At 44.4% G+C, this 21,366-nt stretch carries 18 protein-coding genes; 15 read left to right on the top strand and 3 right to left on the bottom strand.

From position 1 onward, the window contains the following. The first annotated feature begins 88 nt into the window (after window positions 1-88). From IGI77_RS01460 to truA, 4 genes are all read left to right on the top strand, one after another. Window positions 89-925 (top strand): energy-coupling factor ABC transporter ATP-binding protein, encoded by an 837-nt coding sequence (locus tag IGI77_RS01460; RefSeq protein ID WP_005227109.1) that lies wholly within the window; start codon window positions 89-91, stop codon window positions 923-925. Further along, a complete protein-coding gene (locus IGI77_RS01465) occupies window positions 901-1,767 on the top strand; it encodes an energy-coupling factor ABC transporter ATP-binding protein (RefSeq protein WP_005232516.1) in 867 nt (288 codons plus the stop codon). The genes IGI77_RS01460 and IGI77_RS01465 overlap by 25 nt, the downstream gene beginning before the upstream one ends. Then, window positions 1,757-2,554: an energy-coupling factor transporter transmembrane component T family protein gene (locus tag IGI77_RS01470; RefSeq protein WP_005227113.1), complete on the top strand. Its 798-nt coding sequence runs from the start codon at window positions 1,757-1,759 to the stop codon at window positions 2,552-2,554. The genes IGI77_RS01465 and IGI77_RS01470 overlap by 11 nt, the downstream gene beginning before the upstream one ends. A 154-nt stretch (window positions 2,555-2,708) precedes the next feature. Next, the gene (gene truA, locus IGI77_RS01475) at window positions 2,709-3,455 is read left to right on the top strand and encodes a tRNA pseudouridine(38-40) synthase TruA (RefSeq protein ID WP_010748617.1); all 747 of its coding nucleotides are present in this window, start codon (window positions 2,709-2,711) and stop codon (window positions 3,453-3,455) included. Window positions 3,456-3,512: 57 nt separating this feature from the next. On the opposite strand, the gene IGI77_RS01480 is transcribed toward truA, so the two are convergent. Further along, a complete protein-coding gene (locus IGI77_RS01480) occupies window positions 3,513-4,826 on the bottom strand; it encodes an MFS transporter (RefSeq protein WP_438769265.1) in 1,314 nt (437 codons plus the stop codon). Between the two features lie 299 nt (window positions 4,827-5,125). On the opposite strand from IGI77_RS01480, the gene IGI77_RS01485 reads away from it, so the two are divergent. After that, entirely contained in the window at window positions 5,126-6,112 is a 987-nt protein-coding gene (locus IGI77_RS01485; RefSeq protein ID WP_015508815.1) for an Rgg/GadR/MutR family transcriptional regulator, read from the top strand. A 209-nt stretch (window positions 6,113-6,321) separates the two neighbouring features. Here IGI77_RS01485 and IGI77_RS01490 read toward each other — a convergent pair whose 3' ends face one another. Together IGI77_RS01490 and rpmB are read right to left on the bottom strand one after the other, a co-directional pair. Further along, entirely contained in the window at window positions 6,322-8,970 is a 2,649-nt protein-coding gene (locus IGI77_RS01490) for a YfhO family protein (protein WP_438769267.1), read from the bottom strand. Window positions 8,971-9,132: 162 nt separating this feature from the next. Next, window positions 9,133-9,321 (bottom strand): 50S ribosomal protein L28, encoded by a 189-nt coding sequence (gene rpmB, locus IGI77_RS01495; RefSeq protein WP_003128045.1) that lies wholly within the window; start codon window positions 9,319-9,321, stop codon window positions 9,133-9,135. Window positions 9,322-9,587: 266 nt separating this feature from the next. Here rpmB and IGI77_RS01500 point away from each other — a divergent pair, with 266 nt between their 5' ends. The 10 genes from IGI77_RS01500 (at window position 9,588) to IGI77_RS01545 (ending at window position 21,206) form a co-directional block, all read left to right on the top strand. Beyond that, a complete protein-coding gene (locus IGI77_RS01500) occupies window positions 9,588-9,950 on the top strand; it encodes an Asp23/Gls24 family envelope stress response protein (protein ID WP_005227125.1) in 363 nt (120 codons plus the stop codon). Between the two features lie 46 nt (window positions 9,951-9,996). Then, window positions 9,997-11,679, top strand: coding sequence for a DAK2 domain-containing protein (locus IGI77_RS01505; protein WP_005227126.1), 1,683 nt, complete (start codon window positions 9,997-9,999; stop codon window positions 11,677-11,679). A 111-nt stretch (window positions 11,680-11,790) separates the two neighbouring features. Further along, window positions 11,791-13,821 (top strand): ATP-dependent DNA helicase RecG, encoded by a 2,031-nt coding sequence (gene recG / locus IGI77_RS01510; RefSeq protein ID WP_015508817.1) that lies wholly within the window; start codon window positions 11,791-11,793, stop codon window positions 13,819-13,821. A 45-nt stretch (window positions 13,822-13,866) separates the two neighbouring features. Then, window positions 13,867-14,886 (top strand): phosphate acyltransferase PlsX, encoded by a 1,020-nt coding sequence (plsX, locus tag IGI77_RS01515; protein ID WP_016609182.1) that lies wholly within the window; start codon window positions 13,867-13,869, stop codon window positions 14,884-14,886. Between the two features lie 110 nt (window positions 14,887-14,996). Then, complete coding sequence (gene acpP, locus IGI77_RS01520) at window positions 14,997-15,239, top strand: acyl carrier protein (RefSeq protein ID WP_005227129.1); 243 nt, start codon at window positions 14,997-14,999, stop codon at window positions 15,237-15,239. Window positions 15,240-15,563: 324 nt separating this feature from the next. Continuing rightward, complete coding sequence (locus tag IGI77_RS01525) at window positions 15,564-16,571, top strand: ABC transporter ATP-binding protein (protein ID WP_005227130.1); 1,008 nt, start codon at window positions 15,564-15,566, stop codon at window positions 16,569-16,571. After that, a complete protein-coding gene (locus IGI77_RS01530; RefSeq protein ID WP_005227131.1) occupies window positions 16,572-17,516 on the top strand; it encodes an ABC transporter ATP-binding protein in 945 nt (314 codons plus the stop codon). Continuing rightward, window positions 17,516-18,472, top strand: coding sequence for an oligopeptide ABC transporter permease (gene opp4B / locus IGI77_RS01535; RefSeq protein WP_005227132.1), 957 nt, complete (start codon window positions 17,516-17,518; stop codon window positions 18,470-18,472). The genes IGI77_RS01530 and opp4B overlap by 1 nt, the downstream gene beginning before the upstream one ends. Before the next feature lie 63 nt (window positions 18,473-18,535). Beyond that, a complete protein-coding gene (locus tag IGI77_RS01540; RefSeq protein ID WP_153883525.1) occupies window positions 18,536-19,405 on the top strand; it encodes an ABC transporter permease in 870 nt (289 codons plus the stop codon). 16 nt (window positions 19,406-19,421) lie between these two features. Continuing rightward, window positions 19,422-21,206 carry an oligopeptide ABC transporter substrate-binding protein gene (locus IGI77_RS01545; RefSeq protein WP_005227134.1) on the top strand — a complete coding sequence of 595 codons (1,785 nt, stop codon included), beginning with the start codon at window positions 19,422-19,424 and terminating at the stop codon, window positions 21,204-21,206. Window positions 21,207-21,366 lie beyond the last annotated feature (160 nt).

Genomic DNA, 21,366 nt, shown 5'->3' on the forward strand with positions numbered 1-21,366 from the left:
CTGGAGACAAATCGTGCGTGAATCATTGAAAAACGTGCGCTTTTTTGGTAGTGTTAGAAAGAATTAATCGCAAATGAAGGAGTCTATCATGAAGCCAATCATTGAATTGAATGCTATTACTGTGCGTTATAGCGAAGAAGAGCGTGCCGCGTTAAATAACGTATCCTTTTCCATCAACAAAGGGGAATGGGTGGCGTTGATCGGCCATAACGGCTCTGGTAAATCAACTTTAGCAAAAACCATCAATGGCTTGATCTTGCCGCAAGAAGGCAGTGTTTCTGTCGGCGAATTGCCTTTGAATGAAGAAAATATCTGGAATATTCGAAAAATGGTCGGTATGGTCTTTCAAAACCCTGACAATCAATTCGTTGGTTCGACGGTGGAAGATGATGTGGCTTTCGGTTTGGAAAATCAAGGAATCCCACGTGAAGAAATGCTGGTTCGTGTCAAAGACGCTCTGGAACAAGTACGGATGAGCGAGTTTGCGACCCGGGAACCCGCGCGTCTTTCTGGTGGTCAAAAACAGCGGGTAGCCATTGCTGGCGTCGTTGCATTGCGCCCAGATATCATCATTCTTGATGAAGCCACTAGTATGCTAGATCCAGAAGGCCGTGAAGAAGTGATCGCAACGATCAAAAAAATCAAAGAGAAAAACAATTTGACCGTGTTATCGATCACCCATGATATCGATGAAGCAGCCAATGCCAATCGGGTGCTGGTGATGCGTCAAGGAGAGCTCGTCCGCGAAGGGACACCCGCAGAGATTTTTTCTGCAGGTCCAGAACTGATTGAGCTAGGCTTAGATCTGCCATTTCCTGAAAAATTAAAGGCGGCACTAAAACAGCGGGGCGTCACGGTACCGCAAGCGTACTTAACTGAAGAAGGGATGGTGGATTGGCTATGGACATCCGTTTTGAACAAGTAGGATTCACCTACCAACCGCATTCTCCGTTTGAACAGCGGGTTTTGTTCGATATCGATTTAGAGATCAAAGAAGGCTCTTATACCGCTTTAGTCGGTCATACGGGTAGCGGAAAATCTACGTTGTTGCAGCACTTGAATGCATTATTAAAACCAACGACTGGCACGGTCACGATCGGTGAGCGAGTCATCAAACCCGAGACAGACAACAAAAATCTAAAACCGTTACGTAAAAAAGTCGGGATCGTTTTTCAATTTCCTGAATCCCAATTATTTGAAGAAACTGTTGCGAGAGATATCGCTTTTGGACCGAAAAACTTTGGGGTCTCCGAAGAAGCAGCCAAAGGTTTAGCCCAAGAATACATTCAATTGGTAGGTTTAGATGAAAGTTTTCTGGAACGTTCACCCTTTGACCTTTCAGGGGGCCAAATGCGCCGTGTAGCGATTGCTGGGGTCTTGGCTATGGAACCAGAAGTTTTGGTCTTAGACGAGCCGACAGCTGGCTTAGATCCACAAGGACGCAAAGAGATGATGGAAATGTTTGATCGCTTGCATCGGGAAAAGAACATGACGATCATTTTAGTGACCCACTTGATGGATGATGTGGCAAACTATGCTGATTATGTCTATGTGTTAGAAAAAGGCCGTCTCGTCAAAGCAGGCACGCCGTCTGTTGTGTTTCAAGACACTGCCTGGCTGCAAGAAAAGCAGTTGGGGGTGCCGACAGCAACCGCATTTGCGGAGCAACTGCAAGCCAGAGGATTGGCATTTGAGCAGTTGCCGCTAACAGCTGATGAGCTGGCAGATGTTTTAGTAGCAAAGGGGGCGACTGCCCATGATGAATAAACTGATTTTCGGTCGTTTTATTCCTGGGGACTCCTTGATCCACCGTTTAGATCCACGAGTCAAATTGATTGCTAGTTTTTATTTTATCGCGATTATCTTTTTGGCGAATAATTGGCAAAGCTATTTATTAGCGGGTGCTTTTACGCTCTTTTGTATCTCCTTTTCAAAAATCGATTTTGGCTTTTTTATTCGAGGCGTGCGACCTTTGATTTGGCTGATTTTATTTACTGTGGCGTTACAGATTTTGTTTACTACCGGCGGCGACGTCTACTGGTCTTGGTGGATCTTTAACATCACAGAATTTGGTGTCCAAAACGGGATTTTTATTTTTTGCCGTTTTGTTTTGATCATTTTCATGTCGACCTTGTTGACGTTAACGACGCCTCCATTAGAGCTTTCAGATGCGATCGAATACATTTTGCGTCCTTTAAAAGCGATCCGTTTCCCTGTCCATGAAATCTCACTGATGCTGTCGATCGCGTTGCGCTTTGTGCCAACCTTGATGGATGAAACAGAAAAAATTATGAATGCTCAGCGTGCCCGCGGGGTCGATTTCGGCGAAGGGGGACTGTTGCAGAAGATGAAGGCGATCGTTCCTTTATTGATTCCTTTATTTGTCAGCAGCTTTAACCGTGCGGAAGATCTAGCTACCGCTATGGAAGCCAGAGGCTATCAAGGCGGCGAAGGGCGTACGAAGTATCGGATTTTGCACTGGCATCAACGGGACACATTGGTTGTCATCGTTTTTGCGCTCTTTACAGTAGCGTTAGTGTTCTTACGAGGATAATCGAAGACCTATGATTGAAGTCAACCCACGAAAGGTTCTTAACGAAGCAACGAGGCTGCTGGCGATCCCAGCGGCTGGTTCGAAAAGGCCTGTCGATCGATCAGACTTTTCTCATAGGCTTTTTTTGAAAAAATAGAAAGAAACAGGTGATTCAATGGTCCGCTATAAAGCGACGATCGCTTATGATGGCACGAATTTTCAAGGATTTCAGCGTCAACCCAATGGACGAACGGTTCAAGAAGAGATTGAAAAGACATTAACGAAGATGAACAATGGTCAGCCGATTCAGATTCATGGCTCTGGACGCACCGATGCGGGGGTCCATGCGCAGGGGCAAGTGATCCACTTCGATTTCCCTCAAAAGCGCCCACTGGAAAAAATGCGCTTTGGTTTAGATACCCAAACGCCAGAAGATGTTGCGGTAAAATCGGTGGAGATCGTTGACGATACCTTCCATGCCCGCTACTTAGTCGTTGAAAAAACCTACCAGTTTCGAGTGGACATTGGGAAACCTCGCAGTCCTTTCCGCCGTCATTATGCCAGCTATTATCCGTATCCGCTAGATTTGGAAAAAATCCAACGAGCGTTGCCAGATTTTTTAGGCACCCATGACTTTACCAGTTTTTGCGCGACGGGCAGTTCCGTCGATGACAAAACGCGGACGATCCATGAAGCGTCCATGGCGGTCAATGACGCTGGAGATGAGTTGATTTTCACCTTTCGCGGCGATGGATTTTTGTACAAGATGATCCGAATCATGGTGGGCACATTGTTGAAAATCGGCAATGGACGACTCGCACCTGACAGTATTCCTGCGATCATTGCGCAAAAAGACCGAAATGCGGCAGGACCCACAGCTCATCCAGAAGGATTGTATTTGGTTCACGTTGCCTATGAATAAGGAAAAACACAAGCTTCGCTGCTCTTGTCCAACAAGAGAAAGCGAAAGCTTGTGTTTTTATTTTTTCTCAGGCAAAACAGGGGCAGTTTCTTGCCAATCTTCAGTCCTTTCCGCAGCGGTTTTAGACGCAGCAGTGGTGGGTGTTTTTTCTAACGTACTGGCAGCGACTAAGGCGGCGATGGCTACCAAAAATGCGAAAAGCAAGTAAAGCAGCCAGCTCCAAGCAACGTGATAGCGATTGCCGATGCCTAAAAAGACCATTTGACCGACGGGCCCCCCTAGCATCACAATGGTGGAGAAGATCCCGCTGCTGATGGCGAGATGTTCTTCATCGATCTCACGAATCAGATGTGCCGAAAAGCGAGGATTGATTTTTCCAATCAGATAGCCTTCAGCAAAGAGCAGCACAATCATGAGCCAACGATTATGCAGGAAGAGAAAATTCAAGGTCAATAGACATAAAACGAAAGAGGTATAGGCAATCAAGCGAACCAGACCAGTATTCTTGAACCAGTCGGCAGCAAACAAGGCGCCAGCGACCATGCCGATGGAAGTGGCGATGCCTGCCATCGCAACGGTGTTGCCATAAGTGGCAAACCAAAGCGCAAGGTCATCCAACAGCTGGAGATTTAGTAGACCGCTCGTACTAGCGGCTAAGGTATTGATCAGTAAGGCAAAGAGGATCATCTTTTTAAGAAAAGCTGTGCCAGTCAATAATTTAAAGGTTTCCGAGAAATTCTGAAAGAGTGGTGTGGGTGCTTGATTGATTTTCCCAGGCACCGCATAAAAGAGCGAGCGGTTCCAGAAGATCACGATGGCGGCTAAGAAAAACGTCACGGCATTGATCAAACCAAAAGCGGCAAAATTATTATTCAGTAAAAGGATCCCCCAAGCACCGATCCCTTGAAAGACGATTTGAACGGTGGTTTGACACGCCATTTGAAAGCCCATGGCACTGTCTAAGGCATCGGCAGGCACAAGACGGCGAACATAGGGCAGCTGCAACCCAGAACAATAAGCGCCCAAACAATCAGATACAATGTTGATGCCTAGCAAAAGGAAGAAAGACCATAAACTAGGCGGCAGTTGGATCAAAAAAGCGAGTGCCACAAAAAGGACTCCTTGTAAGAGTCGACTGCTGATCATCCATTGCACTTTGTTTTTGGTACGATCGGCTAGATAGCCAGTCAGGATCCGTAAGAGATCAGGGACCAGCAGTGCCATGGAGGCTAAGGAAACAGCAAGGGCATTAAAGGGTAATGTACTGGCATAAACTACAAAGACGATATTAAATAAACTCATGCCGATGCCACTGAGTAAGGCGGCGTTGACTAAGGCACGATAGCCTTTGTTTTGTTGATATTCTTTCATCGAAATCATCCTTTCACGTTCTACGTTGTAAAATCAGTATAGGATGCTTTATACTAAGAAGAGAAAATAATCCACTATAGTGGAATTTAAATGTACTAGGAGCGTACCAGAGGTTACTGCCACGAGTGGCTAACAGCTAAAAGAGTGGTATGTAAATAGGGGATCGTAGATTTTGTTCCTCAACATTTTATAAGGTTGAATCTAGATTTGAATCTAAAATAGTAGCATTTAATGGCAGAGCTTCATTCGTAAAGCAAGTTTGGTTTGGCGTTTGCAGACTGATCGCTAGGAGGATGGTTATGGAAGAAGGAAAACTGTACCGACAATTGCGCAAAGAGCGCGGCTATACGATCGCTCAAGTGGCGGATGAACAAAACAGTCGCTCGTTTATCAGTAAATTTGAGCAAGGTGCTTCAAGTATCAGTATTCATCGCTTGGAACGCTTATTAGAAAATATCCATGTTACGGTGGAGGAGTTTTATTATTTACGTGCGCAGCAAAAAGGCATAAAAAGTCACGACAACCTGATGAGCTTCCCCAGCTATATGACGAGCGAATTTATGGATTTACTGGATCGAATTTTAGGGATCAACAAAGAAGCTTTCTTGAGTAACGCCCACGCCCAGCGAAGCAAAGAAGGGCTGGAGGAAATGCGCAGCGAACTGATCGCCGCTTCCAAACAGCATTCTTTTGTTTTTCTGTACCTTGAGATCACAAAGGAGATACATGAAATCAATCTCTCAGGTCTTAAACCCAATCACTCTTCTGGTGACTATATGGAAAAGCTACGCACCAAAACTCGCCCCGTCATTTCCTACCTTACGAAAGTAGACAACTGGGGCGTTTATGAGATTTTACTGTTTCGGTATTTTCAATTCTTGTTTCCTGTCGAAACCTCCTATCACTTACTGCAGATCGCTATTTCCCGCACAAAAAAAGAACAAGGCTTGTCCTTGATGCGAGAAATTCAAATGGATTTGATTTTTAGTTGTTTTACGACGTTTGTCAATTTTCGCCGCCTGGAGTGGGCAAAAGAGGTGTTGACCATTGCAGAGGAATTATTGGCAGATCGCGGAGACATGCTAAACAGCACGCATCTTCTTTGCTATCAAGGGTGGTACTGGTATATTTATGGCGATCAAGAAAAAGGACTGTTAAAAATCGACCAAGGGCTTTCGATCTTTCGCGTCTTGAAACAAACCAAAATGGTTAACTTATGGGAGCGATCGTTGCACTCCATCAAGAAAAATGCGGAAGAACCTAACAGTTATCTTATGTTTCGCTAAACGCTCTAAGGGCTAACGGGCTAGGCATTTGGCCCCGCATCGAAGGGGACCTAGTCGGTAGTGGAGGCTAAGGCCACTAGAGCGAACAACTGCGGAACGCCAGCGCAAAAAAAGAACCAAACTTACCGATCATTGAGCGACACCCATAAGTCAGCGTTTGCTCTAACTTATGGGGAGTGCCTCAAAAAGACGAGTTGGTTCTTTTTCGATTAGGTTTCTGGTGGTTGATCCATGAGTTGACGTTGGTCGTCTAAAACTTGCTTTTTGGCTACTTGTTTCTGGTAAAACCAAGCAAACAGGATAAACAATGCGATGCAGCTGAAGAACAAGCAAACACCGATAACAAAGCCTTGCGGCAAGAAGGACAGTTCCAAGTGATGGGTGCCACTTGGGATCGTCACACTGATAAAGCCGTCTTGAAAGGCGGTGATTGGAACTTCTTTGCCGTCAAGCGTAGCAGTCCAGCCCTTGTCATAAGGGATGGTCGTTACAAGCTGCTGCTCTTTTTCAGTCGTGATATCGGCTTTGGCACTGCGTTTGCCGACCGTCATAGCGACCCCTCGATCTTGGATCGCATCAATTGCTTGTTGGTAGGCGTTGGTATCCAAGGTCACGACTTGCGGGTTTTGGAAGGAGATTTCAGGCGTTCCGTAGAAGCTGACGGTGAATTGAACCGTCGTATCGGTCTCATAGTGCCCTAAGTCGTAGTATTGACCGTTGATACTGATTTGCGTTTCTCGCTGCTGACCGTTGACTGTCACGGTGGCAGATGAGCTTTCCAATTCCCCAAAGTTGGCAGGGAAAAGACTCAAGTATGCTTGCGAGTTCGCTGGAACCTCCACTTGCCAAGTCACTTCTTTTGCGACATTGCTTTCTTGCTCGGTAAATTTCATATACATGCCGTCATTGGTGATATCTGTATTTTTACTATGGATCACCGTGATCGGCTGAAAGGCAAAATACTCTAAATTTAAATCCGCCAAGCCATTGAAAAGATTTTTCTGGCTCGTCAAGTTGTCGTTTTGCGGCTGTTCAATCGATTCAATGGTTGGTTCAGCCAAGAAACCTAGCGGTAACGCATTTTGATTCTCATAAAGCTTGTATTCACCAGATTCCCCCACACGTTGAAAGCCGTATTTGGTGAGATTTGGCTTGGAGATATTGTATTTGATCCCTGTAAAAGCATCCATCAGCAAGGTATTATTCGGATAGCGGATATTTAAATTGGTGCCGCGGGACCGAAAGCCCAGCTTATCCAGGTAGCTTGAGGAATTGCGGTTACGGATCGAAGAAAACATGCTGACACCGCTGTAGCCATAATTGATACTGTCGTTGGAAGAAACAGGATCAAGGTTTTCTAATCGGAAAAAGGTATCATTGTCTTCGTTGGCTTGAGTGACTAGTTTTTTGATGTCCGGATAAGGTTCTGTATACAAACTGCGAGAAGCATAGTTCCAATCATTCAAAATTCCGCGAACCATGCCGCTCGTATTGACGGCCATTTCTCCGCAGACGAAGATCAGCATCAAGATCGTCACTCGTTTTTGTGTTAAAAGACCTAATTGCCCGAACCCAATACATAACAAGTAAAGAACAAAGAATACGATCGTTAGCGCAAAAGAAGTAGCGGAAACATATTCATAGGTTCCAGGTCCTTTCAATGCGTAGGAGAGGGCAAACACCACGATCGTAGAAAGACCAATAATGAGAAACAATCCGCGATCTTTTTGCTGCAGCTGCTCCCACCCGTATCCCGCCAGCATGATCACTAAGAAGGAGAACAAATAGGCATAACGGAAAAGGAACATATTTGGGGCATGCATCCCGTGCCAAAAAAGATTCATCGGCACGATATAAAAACTGGCGATCAAAACAGCAAACATGCCAGCGTATAAGAATTTATCCTTCAAGCGGATTTTCTTCGAAACAAAATATAAAATACACAACAGCAGCGGCAATAAGCCGATATAGATGAAGGGAATGGAGCCGTATTTTGTCGTATCGTAAACACCGATCATGTTTTTCATCACGAGGTCAAAGACATCGGTGGCTTCGGTTTTAAAGGAAGAAATCGTTGTTAATTCTTCCCCGTTTGAGCGCAAATCCAATAAAGCAGGTAAGATGATCACCATTGAGGCGCCGCCAGCTAACAAGGAGGTGATGCCGTAAGGAATGATCGCCCCCCGAGCTTGCTTCCAGTTGCGCCCCAACTGAACCAAGAAATACATCACGGAAAAGAGACCGATCATAAAGCCCATGTAAAAACTGGATAAAAATAACAGCAGATAACTGATAAATAACACGACTGGTTTTTTCTTTTTCACTAAACGGTCAATACCTAAAATCACTAGCGGTAGATAGATCATGGCATCAAGCCACATGATCAGTTCCGAATGGGCGGTGATGAAGGACATCAAGGCATAACAGACGGCTAAGGTCACATGCTGCCAACGTTGGATCTTAAAGGTTTGGCTGGCATAAAACCAAAACGCCAAGCCCGCACTGCCGATCTTGATCAAGGTCAAGAAGTACAACGCATCTGGCATCAGCTGATTTGGGAAAAACAAGACCAGAGGAGTGAAGATCCCGCCTAAGTAATAGGAGATCAGTGCCAGATAATTCAAGCCTAAAGAGGCATTCCATGTATAAAAGATACTTTGCTTGCCTAAGAGCATATTGCGAAAGCTGGCATGAAAGTTTGAGAATTGCGAAAAGGCATCACTGGCTAAGACACTGCGGCTGCTGCCAGGGTAGATGCCGATGGTCAAATAGATCACTGCCATGATAAGAAACGGCAAGCAGAAACTAGCAAGCATATAAGGCCAATGTTGTTTGGCAAATGTTTTTATTTTCGTCACAAGAAGTCACCTGTTCTTTATCAATTTTTTCTTAGTTTACCACAGGTGAATCGATTAAAAAAACAAAGACCTGTTTTCTTTAATGAAAACCTAAGTGAAAGCGCACCAAAGAAAAAAGGGTACAAAAAAAGCCGTTCAAAACGAACGGCCGAAAAGGTCTAATTATACGCGCTCAACTTTTCCAGATTTCAAAGCACGAGTTGACACCCAAACTTTTTTAGGTTTTCCGTCAATCATAACGCGAACTTTTTGCAAGTTAGGTTTCACAGTACGTTTTGTCGCATTCATTGCGTGAGAACGATTGTTTCCACTTGTAGTTTTACGTCCAGTAAAGTAACAAACTTTAGCCATGTGGTTATTTCCTCCTTTGCCTTGATGTTGGAGCGCTATTTCAGCTCATACCATCTGAATTTATCACAGAAAGGTGAAAAAAGCAAGAGTAATTTTCAAGAAACATTGACTTTTCCCGGTAAACATTGTAAATTAAACAAGGTCGAAATGCAAGACGTTTGGTCAGAAAGCCCCTTTTCATATGTCTCATCCTTTTATTTGCGGTACAGCTATGATAAAATATGTAAGAAGAAAGATGGGTCATGCCCATTGAAGGAGGCTATAAAATGGCTGTAAAAATTCAAACCTCATCAGGTATTATTGAAATCAGCAATGAAGTCATTGCAACAGTGGTCGGAGGCGCAGCAACAGATGTGTTCGGCATTGTTGGTATGGCTAGCAAGAAACAAATCAAAGATAACATCAATGAAATTTTACGAAAAGAAAATTATTCTCGCGGTGTCGTTGTCCGCCAAGAAGAAAACGGCATTGCAGTGGATGTATACACGATCGTCAGCTATGGAACAAAGATTTCCGAAGTTTCCCGCAACGTGCAGGAAAAAGTGAAATACAACTTAGAAACGATGCTAGGTGTTTCTGCGAACTCGGTAAATGTATTTGTTCAAGGCGTACGTGTACTGCCAGATTAGGCAAGGGATCCGTTCATGGCGGATGATTTTAAGGAGGACTATCTAAGTGAAGGTAACGAATATCAGCGCAAGTCAGTTTCAAGAAATGGTGCAGGCAGGCGCGGCTCGTCTACAAGTTAATGCAGAGTTTGTCAACTCATTGAATGTGTTTCCTGTTCCAGATGGAGACACTGGGACAAACATGAATCTATCCATGACCAGTGGAGCAAAAGCGGTCGCAGATGCGACTTCAGAAAACGTCGGCGATCTTGCCGCTACACTTTCAAAAGGACTATTGATGGGCGCACGTGGGAATTCTGGCGTCATTTTATCTCAATTATTCCGCGGTTTTTCTAAAGCTATCCCGACCGCAGAAACACTCACTGCACCAGAATTGGCTCAAGCCTTTACTCATGGAGTAGAAACCGCCTATAAAGCAGTCATGAAACCTGTGGAAGGAACCATCTTGACTGTGGCACGCATCGCAGCTGAATATGGCGAGAAAAAAGCACAAACTACCGATGATTGTATCGAAGTGATGAAAGCCGTGGTTCACGGTGCAAAACGTTCATTGGCGAAAACCCCAGATTTATTGCCCGTCTTAAAAGAAGTCGGCGTGGTAGATAGCGGCGGTCAAGGATTGTTGTTCATTTATGAAGGCTTCTTAAATGCGTTGACGGGTGAATACCCAGCCGATGAAATCTTCGAACCTTCCCCAGCGGCTATGGATGAAATGGTCAATGCCGAACATCATCGCAGCGTTCAAGGACACTTAGCGACAGAAGATATCACCTTTGGTTACTGTACAGAAATCATGGTGAAGATCGGTGAAGGTCCGACTGTAGATAGTGAATTTGATTATGAAACATTCCGTAATTACTTAAATGAGTTAGGGGATTCCTTATTAGTGGTCAACGACGATGAGATCATCAAAGTCCATGTCCATACGGAACATCCTGGCGAAGTCATGAATTATGGTCAAAAATTCGGCTCATTGGTGAAAATCAAAGTTGACAACATGCGTCTTCAGCATGAAACGATTTTGGAACACGACCAGCAAGGTGCAAAACCTGCACCAGTGAAACGTCCACGGACACCATTTGCGATCATCGCGATCGCGGCTGGCGAAGGCTTGAAAGAATTGTTCACTAGCCTGGGTGCTTCATATGTCATCAGTGGCGGCCAAACGATGAACCCAAGTACGGAAGACATTTTGTTGGCGATCAATGAAGTTAATGCCGACCAAGTGATCGTTCTACCAAATAACAAAAACATCTTTATGGCTGCACAGCAAGCAGCGGAAGTTTCCGAGATTCCAGTAGCGGTTGTTGAAACACGGACGATCTCACAAGGGATGACAGCGATGCTGGCATTCCACGAGCAATCCACACTAGCTGAAAATCAGCAAGCTATGACCGATGTCTTAGCAAGTGTTGTCAGCGGATCAGTGACTCATGCGATCCGTAATACATCAATTGATGGCATCGAAATTACAGAAGGCGACTTCTTAGGAATGGTCGACGGCAAAATCGTTGTTTCTGTTCCTGATCGTTTCTCTGCTTCCATGACTACCTTAGAAAAAATGATCACAGAAGATACTGAGATCGTCACCATCATTATCGGTGAAGAAGGCAAAGCCAAAGAAGCAGCGAAAATCGAAGAAGCAATCGTTGAACTGCATCCTGAGATCGAAGTAGAGATCCATCAAGGCGATCAGCCAGTTTATCCGTATCTTTTCTCAGCAGAATAAACAAATTAGGCGGCGGGGGCAAAAATCGTAGATGATTTTTGGCTCCGTCTTTTTCTATGAATGCAGGAATCTCTGCAATAAACAAAATTACTTTGGAAAAGGAGGGTACCTATGCTGAATCAGCCACTTACGGTATTAAAGGGTGTCGGAGAAAAACGCGCCCAAGACTTGGCGAGTTTAGGGATCGAAACCATTGAAGACCTGCTGAAGTATTATCCGTTTCGTTATGAAGACATTCAAGAACGGCAATTAGCGGAGATTCAAGACCAAGAAAAAGTAACGATCAAGGGGATCGTCGTTTCCCCGCCGGTCGTCAATCGCTTTGGCTATAAGAAAAGTCGGTTGCAATTTCGCATGATGCAAGACCACGATGTCTTTAATGTCTCCTTTTTCAATCAGCCTTATTTGAAGGATAAAGTAGAGGTCTCAGAAGAGATCGCCGTCTATGGCAAATGGGACGCCAAACGCAAAGGACTGACGGGGATGAAAATTCTCGGCAGCAAGAGCGCAGAAGACTTTGCCCCCATTTATCATGTCAATAAAGCCGTGCGTCAAAGTGTGTTGATCGAACTGATCAAACAGGCATTCCTTGATTTTGGTGATCAAATCACAGAGATCTTGCCTTTGTCATTGATCGAAAAATATCGCTTGTTGGATCGGAAATCCGCGATGTTTGCGATGCACTTTCCTAAAGATCCCCAAGAGAGTCATCAAGCGAAGCGTCGGGTGATTTTTGAAGAGTTCTTTTTGTTCCAAATGCAGATCCAAGGACTGAAGAAAAGCGAAAAAGCCGAGAAAAACGGCTTGGCGATCGATTATGATGTGCAACGCTTGAAAGAGTTTACTCGTAAACTGCCCTTTGAATTGACGAATGCGCAAAAGCGCGTGACCAATGAAATCTGCCATGACCTGAAAAGTCCGCAGCACATGCAGCGACTCTTGCAAGGAGATGTAGGAAGCGGGAAAACAGTCGTGGCGGCGATCGCCCTTTATGCCACGATGACGGCTGGCTTTCAGGGCGCACTGATGGTGCCGACTGAGATTTTGGCCCAGCAGCACCTAGAAAGCTTGAATCAGCTCTTTGACCCCTTAGAAGTGACCACCGCTCTTTTGACAGGCTCGACCAAACCGAAAGAACGGCGGGTCATCTTAGAACAATTAGCAGCTGGGGAGATCGACATCATCGTTGGGACCCATGCGCTGATTCAAGAAGGCGTGGACTTTGCACATCTTGGCTTAGTCATCACCGATGAACAACACCGTTTTGGCGTCAATCAGCGAAAAGTCTTACGGGAAAAAGGCTATCTGCCTGATGTGCTCTTTATGACCGCCACACCGATCCCTCGTACGTTAGCGATCACGGCTTATGGCGAAATGGATGTTTCGGTGATCGATGAAATGCCAGCAGGACGGATTCCTGTAGAGACTCGCTGGGTCCGTCCGCCGCAGTTTGAATCGATCTTAGAGTGGGCGCAAAAAGAATTGGCACAAGGGCATCAGATGTATGTCATCTGTCCTTTGATCGAAGAATCCGAAATGCTGGATGTCAAGAATGCCACGGAGATTTATGAGCAGCTGCAAAGTTACTTTTCTCCTACTTATCAAGTGGGGATGCTGCATGGGAAAATGAAGAATCAAGAAAAAGACAGCATCATGGAAGCTTTCAAAGAAAATCAACTGCAGATCTTGGTTTCCACGACGGTCATCGAAGTAGGGGTCAATGTCCCCAATGCGACAGTGATGCTGATCATTGACGCCGATCGCTTCGGGTTAGCCCAGCTTCATCAATTGCGTGGACGGGTAGGGCGCGGCGCCGATGCTTCTTACTGTATATTGATCGCAAACCCGAAGAATGAAACAGGGGTCGAGCGAATGAAGATCATGACAGAAACCACCAACGGCTTTGTAGTCAGCGAAAAAGATTTGCAGTTGCGAGGACCAGGAGAAGTCTTCGGCAATCGACAATCGGGCTTGCCAGAGTTTGCGGCTGCCGATTTGGTCGCAGATGCCCATATTCTAGAAGTGGCACAAGTCGAAGCTGCCCAGCTTTGGCAAAAAAATGGCTGGCAGCTGTTGCCAGAATTTTCGGCATTGGCGAACTATTTAGCAGCAAAAAAAGCAGACAAACAATTTTTTGATTAAAGAATATGCTATACTGATTGGGAAAATGAAGGGAGTGGCAGCGAGATGCGGATTGCTGTTGATGCAATGGGCGGAGACAACGCCCCAAAAGCGATCGTAGAAGGAGTCATGCTGGCAAAAAAAGACTTTCCAGAGATTGAATTCCTCCTTTACGGAAAAGAAAATGAAATCAAAAAATACATGACGGATGATAAAAATGTCACCATTATCCACACGGATGAAAAAATCAATAGTGATGATGAACCTGTCAAAGCGATCAGACGAAAAAAAACCGCCTCAATGGTCTTGGCAGCACAAGCGGTCAAAAATGGTGAGGCAGATGCGATTTTTTCAGCTGGAAATACTGGGGCCTTATTAGCGGCTGGTTTGTTTATCGTCGGTCGGATCAAAGGGATCGACCGTCCCGGATTGATGTCCACGATGCCAGTGATTGGCAAAGATGCTGGCTTTGACATGCTGGATCTAGGTGCCAATGCCGACAATAAACCAGAACATTTGGCAAACTATGCCGTCTTAGGGTCCTTTTATGCCCAAAAAGTTCGCGGGATCAATCGACCACGGGTCGGCTTATTAAATAACGGAACGGAAGAAACCAAAGGCAGTGAATTAACGAAAAAAGCCTTTGAACTGCTTTCGCAAGACCCGACGATCCACTTTATCGGCAATGTCGAGGCTCGGGAATTATTGGATGGTGCAGCTGACGTCGTCGTGACAGATGGCTTTACTGGAAATGCTGTTTTGAAATCGATCGAAGGAACCGCCTTGAATTTGATGGCGCTGTTGAAACAATCGATTCTCGATTCCGGTGCCAAAGGGAAATTAGGCGCATTATTATTAAAAGATGCGTTGCGGAAAGTGAAAAATGAAATGGATTATGCGAAACACGGCGGTGCCGTATTGTTTGGGTTGAAAGCCCCAGTCATCAAAACCCATGGTGCGACAGGACCAGAAGCGGTGGCGTACACCATCAAGCAGATCCATACGATGTTAGCGACAGATGTCGTGGCACAATTGGTCGCCCATTTTGAAGAAATGCCGACTGACAAAGACGAAACGCAATCATAATGCAATGATTGTAATGAAATTGCAAAAATATCTAGACAAAAAGCATAGAAAGCAGTACAATGTTTGTTAGCCATTCTATGTTTTGTGCAAACGCGTGGAGGTGAAGCCAGTTGACACGAGATGAAGTATTCAAGAAAGTTGCGGTCGTGATCGCCAATCATTTTGAAATTGACGCAGAGAACGTAACGGATACGATGAGCATTAAAGACGACTTGAACGCTGATTCGATCAGTGTGATGGAATTCGTCCTTGAACTAGAAGATGAATTTGGTACCGAGATTTCTGATGAAGATGCCGAGCAGATCGAAACAGTCGGTGGAGCGGTTGATTATATTTCAAGCCATCTTGCTTAAGACAGACATAAGAGCTAAGTCCTAGATGACTTAGCTCTTTCTTTCTCATAATTGATCCGCAGTGATTTTGAGCGGCTTTTCTTTGGTAGCGGAATCTAAAAAACGGTCGTTAAACCTGACATGACGGCGTTGAAAGCATAATGTAAATTTTCTGAAAATTCAGTGTATTAACTTTTCTGGGACTTGCATTATTGGTGGCATTTCTATATAATTATTAAGAATATATTATACAATGTTAAGAAAGCTTTTGGAAATGAAATGCATGTTCCTTCTTTTTTTACATTAAATTGCAAGACATCTTAGAAAGTAGAGAGGGGTATTCGATTGTCCAGAGATAATCAATTACTAGATGTTCAAAACCTTCACACAGGTTTTCGTATTAAAGACGATTACTATGACGCAGTAGATGGTATTTCTTTTACACTGGATCGCAATGAGATCTTAGCGATCGTAGGAGAATCTGGTTGCGGCAAGAGTACGTTAGCTACAACGATCATGGGGCTGCATGACCCAAACAACACGAAAATCACCGGAGAAATCTTATATAAAGATTTAAACTTGTCAAACTTAAACGAAACGCTGTACAACAAAATTCGCGGAAATGATATTGGGATGATTTTCCAAGATCCATTGTCTGCACTGAATCCTTTGATGCGGATCGAAGATCAAATCAAAGAAGGGTTATCCTACCATACGGATATGACCGCCGAACAGCGTCAAGCACGAGCATTAGAATTATTAGAACAAGTGGGGATTCCCAATCCACCGCGAGTAGGACGTCAATACCCTCATGAATTGTCTGGTGGGATGCGTCAGCGGGTCATCATTGCGATCGCGATTGCTTGTAAACCACCAATCATTATTGCCGATGAACCAACGACCGCGTTGGACGTGACGATCCAAGCACAGATCCTTGATCTACTAAAAGATTTGCAAGAAGAAACACAGACGGGGATCATTTTGATCACCCACGATTTAGGTGTCGTAGCAGAGATGGCCGACCGAGTAGCCGTGATGTACGGGGGTCAGTTTGTGGAAGTCGCAACAGCCGAAGAGTTGTTTGCCAATCCGAAACATCCATACACTCGCTCATTGCTTAACTCGATCCCTCAAGAAAATTCACAAGACAGTGAACTGCACGTGATCGAAGGCGTAGTTCCTTCATTGAAAAATATGCCACGGACGGGTTGTCGGTTTGCCGCACGGATTCCTTGGATTCCTGAAAGCGACCACGAAGCAAACCCAGTCTTGCATGAAGTAGCACCTGATCATTTGGTCCGTTGCACATGCTACAAGCATTTTCATTTTAGAGACGAAGAAGGAGAAGTGTAGATGACAGAATTAATTACAATTAAAGATCTGAAAGTCCACTATCCTATTCGCAGCGGATTTTTCAACCGCGTCACAGACCATGTGTATGCCGTTGACGGTGTGGACTTCATCATAGAAAAAGGAAAAACCTACGGATTGGTTGGTGAGTCTGGTTCTGGTAAATCCACGACGGGGAAAGCCATCGTTGGATTAGAAAAAATCACCAGTGGCGAAATCATTTATGACGGGCAAGACGTGACCAAACGTTCCGTCCGCAAAAAAATGAACTACAACAAAGATGTCCAAATGATTTTCCAAGATTCAATGTCCAGCTTGAATCCTAAAAAACGCGTGGTCGACATTATCGCCGAACCATTACGCAACTTTGAACGCTTAAGCGATCAAGAAGAGAAAAAACGCGTGAAAAGCCTTCTGGATATCGTTGGGATGCCAGAAGATGCCCTATACAAATATCCTCACGAGTTCTCTGGTGGCCAACGTCAGCGGTTAGGGGTTGCCCGCGCGGTAGCATCCAATCCAAAACTGATCGTCGCCGATGAGCCGGTTTCAGCCCTTGACTTATCCGTGCAAGCGCAGGTACTGAACTTTATGAAACGGATCCAGCAAGAATTTGGCTTAAGTTTCTTATTTATCTCTCATGACTTAGGGGTCGTAAAACACATGTGTGACAATATCGCCATCATGTACAAAGGCCGCTTCGTTGAGATCGGGACACGGGAAGACATCTATCAAGACCCGCGTCACATCTATACAAAACGTTTATTATCAGCGATTCCTCAAATCGACGTAAAAAATCGCGATGCTCACAAAGAAAACCGCCGCAAGGTCGAGTTGGAATATGTGACCCATCAAAAAGATTACTACGACGAAACTGGCAGAGTGTATGACTTGCGTAAAATCACCGAGTCGCACCAAGTCGCATTGAAAAACGGGGGTGCTGAATAATGTGGAAAACAATTCTACGTCGTTTGTTGTTGATGATCCCGCAAGTCATTATTTTGAGTATCTTGATTTTCTTGATCGCACAAGCAATGCCTGGGGATCCATTTACTGGTTTGATCAATCCAAACCAAGATCCAGCTGTTATTGAGCGGATGCGTGAAGCCGCTGGTTTGAATGACCCATGGTATACCCAGTATTTCCGTTGGATCGGAAATGCCTTAAAAGGGGACTTTGGTCAAAGTTTCATCTTTAAATTACCTGTTTCAACGTTATTAGCAGGACGTATCAGCAATACATTGTGGTTATCTTTATTGACGGTCATTTTGACTTACGTGATTGCCATTCCTTTAGGGATGTGGGCAGGACGTTACCAAAATTCATTGCTTGATAAAGTCGTCGTTGTTTACAACTTCTTCAGTTTCGCCGTACCGTTGTTTATCTTTGCGTTGATCGCATTGTTCATCTTCGGTTACCGATTGGCTTGGTTCCCAACGGGTGGTTCCGTTGCACCGGGGGTCAGCGGCATGGCTGAGTTTTGGAGTCGCTTGTATCACCTACTATTACCGGCGATCACTTCTGCATTATTAGGAACAGCAGTGACGATCCAATACTTGCGAAGTGAAGTCATTGATTCGAAATCATTGGATTTCGTTCGTACCGCTCGTTCAAAAGGGGTACCAACGAATAAAGTCTTCTCACGTCACGTTTTCCGTAATGCATCGTTGCCGATCGCATCACAAATGGGCTACGAGATCACTTCATTGATCGCAGGTTCTGTGGTCATTGAGAAAATCTTCGCTTACCCAGGTGTCGGAAAACTGTTTATCGATAGTATCGTCCAACGGGACTATGCCGTGATCACTTCACTGACATTGATCTTAGGACTAGCGACCTTGATCGGTACGCTACTATCAGATATCATCATGAGTATTGTCGATCCAAGAATCAGAATCCAGTAATAGGAGGGGATAAATGTGTCTGAAAAGAAAGAAAAAGTACTAAAACAAGAGAGCATCCCGCCTATGGGATTAAAAATGATTTTTCGCGAATTCTTAAAAGATAAAATGGCTATCTTTTCATTAGTGTTGTTAGTCGCAGTTTTATTGTTCGTGTTTATCGGCTCAGCAGTTATCGACCAATCACAAGTGATGCGTGTCAGCATCCTTGATAAATACGCTGTACCCGGCGCGATTTCGCCAAACGGTGGCACCTACCTTTTAGGGGCGGATGAAGGTGGCCGTGATGTTTGGGGACAATTGATCATCGGTGCGCGTAACTCAATCTTGATTGGTTTTTCAATCACGATCATTACGTCGATCGTTGGGGTCGGACTAGGGATCATCTCAGGTTACTATGGTGGCATCATTGATAACATTTTGATGCGTATCGTTGACTTTGTTATGATTTTGCCGATCATGTTGATCATTATCGTTATCGTATCGATCGTACCTCGTTACAACGTTTGGACCTTTATATGGGTCATGAGTGCCTTTTACTGGGTCGGAAAAGCAAGGCTCTTCCGAAGTAAGACCCTTTCAGAAGGCCGTCGCGACTATGTTAGTGCATCGAAAACCCTTGGAACCAATGACTTTGTCATCATGTTCCGCGAAATCATGCCGAACCTTAGCTCATTGATCATCACCAACTTAACAATGAACTTTGCAGCGAATATCGGTATTGAAACGACACTAACATTCTTAGGTTTTGGTCTGCCGACCAATGTTCCAAGTTTGGGAACACTGATCGGATATGCCAGCAGCGGTGATGTGCTGGTCAACAGACAGTGGATCTGGTTACCCGCATCAATTCTAATTTTAGTCTTGATGTTGAGTATCAATTACGTTGGTCAAGCATTTAAGCGTTCAGCGGATGCGCGTCAACGACTAGGATAAACAAGGAGGATACAGGATGAAGAAAAATATTTTTGGTATGGTCACTCTTTTGTCAGTGTTAGCATTGGCAGCTTGTGGCAGCAACGGCGGCGGAACCGATTCTTCTGGTGGCGGTAATGCAGCGACAGAAACAGAAGATATCAGCACAATGCCAGTCGAAGTCAGCAATGATGAAGAAGCAATCGAAGGCGGTACATTGGATGTTGCAGTAGTGATGGATACGCAGTTCCAAGGGTTATTCGTACCTGAGTTTTATCAAGACAGTTATGACAGTTATTTCATGGAACCAAGTAATGAAACATTGTTCTTATACGATTCTGACTTCAAAATCGTTGACGGCGGTGCAGCAAATCTTGAGTTAGATGAAGACAACAACACAGCAACGATCACATTACGTGATAACTTGAAATGGTCAGATGGCGAAGATGTTACCGCTGATGACGTGATCTTCTCTTATGAAGTAATCGGTCATAAAGATTACACAGGTATCCGCTATGATAACAACTTTACCAATATCGTTGGTATGGAAGATTACCATGATGGCAAAGCTGATACTATTTCTGGTATCACCAAAGAAAGTGACAAAGTCGTTAAAATCCAATACAAAGAAGTTCACCCAGGTATGTTGCAAGCTGGTGGCGGAGTGTATGAATCTGCTTTACCGAAACATGCCTTTGAAGGTATCGAAGTCAAAGATATGGAATCAAGCGATCCAGTTCGTAAAAATCCAGTTGTCTTTGGTCCTTATGTAATGTCAAATATCGTTGCGGGAGAGTCTGTTGAATACGTACCGAATGAGTACTACTACGGCGGCGCACCTAAAATGGATAAATTATCATTTAAAGCTGTTCCTTCAGCATCAATCGTAGAAGGATTGAATGCAAAACAATATGACGTTGTTTATTCAATGCCAACAGATACGTATCCAACCTACAAAGATGTAGATGGCTACCAAATCTTAGGTCGTCCTGAACAAGCATACACTTACCTAGGCTTTAAATTAGGTACTTGGAATGAAGAAGAAAACAAAGTAAACTACAACCCTGAGTCTAAAATGGCGGATAAAGCATTGCGTCAAGCAATGGGTTACGCAATCGATAACGATGCTGTCGGAAGCCGTTTCTACAATGGCTTGCGTTCAAATGCAACGACATTGATCCCACCAGTATTCGGCACACTGCACAACACCGAAGTAGAAGGCTACACATTGAACATCGACAAAGCAAATCAATTACTTGATGATGCTGGCTACAAAGATGTCGATGGCGACGGCATGCGTGAAGACAAAAATGGTGAGAAATTAACCATCAACTTTGCTTCAATGTCAGGTGGCGAAACGGCTCAACCATTGTCTGATTACTACATCCAACAATGGAATGAAATCGGACTTGATGTACAATACACAACTGGTCGCTTGATCGACTTCCAAGCTTTCTATGACAAGTTGAAAAACGATGATCCTGAGATCGATGTCTTCCAAGCAGCATGGGGAACTGGTTCAGATCCTTCTCCAAGCGGACTTTACGGCCCGAACGCAGCATTCAACTACACTCGTTTTGAATCTGAAGAAAATACAAAACTTCTAGATGCAATCGACTCAAAAGATTCATTTGATGATGCAAAACGTAAAGAAGCATTTGATGCATGGCAAGAGTATGCAGCAGACGAAGCGTTTGTTATCCCTACTCTTTACAGAAACCAAGTAATGCCTGTTTCAAACCGTGTCAAAGACTTCTCATGGGCTTATGACATTGACCACAACAGATGGGCAACAGTTTCAGTTACAGCTGAATCTCGTTAATCAATGATCGATGAAAAGACGTCCTTTCCAGGACGTCTTTTTTTCCTGTTTTTTTGCGGGTATCTGAGGAAAACAGGCTTTTTTATACAGGAGAAGATTAAGTAAATAAAATTTTATTACAGTCTTTCCAAGAATTTGGAGGAAACATTTCATAATTCGG

It is taken from the genome of Enterococcus sp. DIV0213h (assembly GCF_051711285.1).
Lineage (GTDB): Bacteria > Bacillota > Bacilli > Lactobacillales > Enterococcaceae > Enterococcus_D > Enterococcus_D casseliflavus.

Coding starts and splice junctions, on each gene's coding strand:
- IGI77_RS01460 (WP_005227109.1), top strand. CDS start 89: ATGAAGCCAATCATTGAATTGAATGCTATTACTGTGCGTTATAGCGAA.
- IGI77_RS01465 (WP_005232516.1), top strand. CDS start 901: ATGGACATCCGTTTTGAACAAGTAGGATTCACCTACCAACCGCATTCT.
- IGI77_RS01470 (WP_005227113.1), top strand. CDS start 1,757: ATGATGAATAAACTGATTTTCGGTCGTTTTATTCCTGGGGACTCCTTG.
- truA (WP_010748617.1), top strand. CDS start 2,709: ATGGTCCGCTATAAAGCGACGATCGCTTATGATGGCACGAATTTTCAA.
- IGI77_RS01480 (WP_438769265.1), bottom strand. CDS start 4,826: ATGAAAGAATATCAACAAAACAAAGGCTATCGTGCCTTAGTCAACGCC.
- IGI77_RS01485 (WP_015508815.1), top strand. CDS start 5,126: ATGGAAGAAGGAAAACTGTACCGACAATTGCGCAAAGAGCGCGGCTAT.
- rpmB (WP_003128045.1), bottom strand. CDS start 9,321: ATGGCTAAAGTTTGTTACTTTACTGGACGTAAAACTACAAGTGGAAAC.
- IGI77_RS01500 (WP_005227125.1), top strand. CDS start 9,588: ATGGCTGTAAAAATTCAAACCTCATCAGGTATTATTGAAATCAGCAAT.
- recG (WP_015508817.1), top strand. CDS start 11,791: ATGCTGAATCAGCCACTTACGGTATTAAAGGGTGTCGGAGAAAAACGC.
- plsX (WP_016609182.1), top strand. CDS start 13,867: ATGCGGATTGCTGTTGATGCAATGGGCGGAGACAACGCCCCAAAAGCG.
- IGI77_RS01530 (WP_005227131.1), top strand. CDS start 16,572: ATGACAGAATTAATTACAATTAAAGATCTGAAAGTCCACTATCCTATT.
- opp4B (WP_005227132.1), top strand. CDS start 17,516: ATGTGGAAAACAATTCTACGTCGTTTGTTGTTGATGATCCCGCAAGTC.
- IGI77_RS01540 (WP_153883525.1), top strand. CDS start 18,536: ATGGGATTAAAAATGATTTTTCGCGAATTCTTAAAAGATAAAATGGCT.
- IGI77_RS01545 (WP_005227134.1), top strand. CDS start 19,422: ATGAAGAAAAATATTTTTGGTATGGTCACTCTTTTGTCAGTGTTAGCA.